General features: G+C 62.5%; 3 protein-coding genes. All 3 read left to right on the top strand.

Translation table 11 applies throughout. From position 1 onward, the window contains the following. The coding region (gene lgt, locus QZY06_RS16600; protein WP_295686172.1) for a prolipoprotein diacylglyceryl transferase at positions 1 to 666 on the top strand (666 nt) is incomplete at its 5' end. Between the two features lie 4 nt (positions 667 to 670). Beyond that, positions 671 to 1,465, top strand: a complete 795-nt coding sequence (locus tag QZY06_RS16595; protein ID WP_295686171.1) for a thymidylate synthase — start codon at positions 671 to 673, stop codon at positions 1,463 to 1,465. A gap of 135 nt (positions 1,466 to 1,600) precedes the next feature. Further along, on the top strand, positions 1,601 to 1,789 hold a 189-nt coding region (locus tag QZY06_RS16590), incomplete at its 3' end, for a hypothetical protein (protein ID WP_295686170.1).

Below are 1,789 nucleotides of genomic sequence, written 5' to 3'. Positions count from 1 at the left end.
TGGACGCCGGAGCGGGTGTCGGACGTGCTGTTCTACGGCGTGCTCGGGGTGATCCTCGGCGGCCGTATCGGCTACACGTTCTTCTACAACGTCGACAAGGCCGGCGAGCTGATCTTCCTCAAGGATCCGCTGGTGATCTTCCGGATCTGGGAGGGCGGCATGTCCTTCCACGGCGGCCTCATCGGCGTGCTGGTGGCGATGCAGGTCTACGCGATCCAGCACAAGCTGAGTTTCTGGAAGGTTACCGACTTCATCGCGGTGACCGTGCCGTTCGGCCTGCTGACCGGCCGCCTCGGCAATTTCATCAACGGCGAGCTGTACGGTGCGCCGACCACGCTTCCCTGGGGCATGATTTTCCCGAAGCTCGGCGACGGCCTGCCGCGCCATCCGAGCATGCTTTACGAAGCGGGGCTCGAAGGCCTGGCGATGCTGCTGATCCTGTGGTGGTTCGGCTCGAAGCCACGCCCGCGGATGGCGATCAGCGGCCTGTTCCTGATCCTCTACGGCACCTTCCGTTTCGCCGTCGAATTCGTCCGCGTGCCGGACAGCCAGCTGGGCTACCTCTACGGCACCAGCTGGTTCACGATGGGCATGCAGCTCTGCGTGCCGATGCTGCTGGCCGGCATCACGCTGATGATCGTGGCCTACCAACGAAACAAGGTTTGAGACGATGCGCCAATACCTCGACCTGATGAAGCTAGTGCTAGACACCGGCACGGAAAAGACCGACCGCACCGGCACCGGTACCCGCTCGGTCTTTGGCCACCAGATGCGTTTCGATCTGGCCCAGGGCTTCCCGATGCTGACGACCAAGAAGCTGCATCTGAAGTCGATCGCCGTGGAGCTGCTCTGGTTTCTCCGTGGCGATACCAACACCGCGTTCCTCAAGGAGCACGGCGTATCGATCTGGGACGAATGGGCGGACGAGCAGGGCGAGCTCGGCCCGGTCTATGGCCGTCAGTGGCGCAGTTGGCCGACCGCCGATGGCCGTCATGTCGACCAGATCAAGCAATTGCTCGAACAGCTACGCAAGACGCCGGACTCGCGCCGCCTGCTGGTCTCGGCCTGGAACGTCGGCGAGCTGGACAAGATGGCGCTGATGCCCTGCCACGCGCTGTTCCAGTTCTATGTCGCCGACGGCAAGCTCAGCTGCCAGCTCTACCAGCGCAGCGCCGACATCTTCCTCGGCGTGCCGTTCAATATCGCCAGCTATGCGTTGCTGACCTTGATGATTGCCCAGGTCGCCGGCCTTAAGCCCGGCGATTTCGTCTGGACCGGCGGCGATTGCCACCTGTATTCGAACCATCTCGAGCAGGCACGCCTGCAGCTGAGCCGCGAAACCAAGGCGCTGCCGACGATGACGATCAATCCGGCGGTCACCGATCTGTTCGGCTTCAAGCTGGAAGATTTCACGATCAGCGGCTATGAGCCGCATCCGCACATAAAAGCGCCAGTCGCTGTATGAAATCGCCGTCCCTGGCTCCGGTTGGGTTGATCGACGACCCCCGGCCTGGCCATCCGTGGCCGAGCGTTCGCATGGCCAGCGAGCAATGTTCGCAAAGCGGCCCTGCTCACCCAGTTGCGGTCTGAGAAGAAATCCATGCGCTTCGGACGTTGGATCGTTGCCTGCAGTCTGCTGCTGATCAGCGTCGCGGCCGCTGCAAAGAACCCGCCGTATCCGATGGGCTCGATCGACGAGCTGTTTCCGCAGCCACCGAAGCCGGTGGAATACAGCTACAAGATCGACGACCGGACGATCCATTACTGGCAGATCGGCAACGGTCCGGCG

The organism is uncultured Nevskia sp., assembly GCF_903885465.1.
Taxonomy (GTDB): domain Bacteria; phylum Pseudomonadota; class Gammaproteobacteria; order Nevskiales; family Nevskiaceae; genus Nevskia.
Note: the sequence above shows the minus strand (reverse complement) of the source record. Positions and strands in the feature narration are given on the sequence as shown.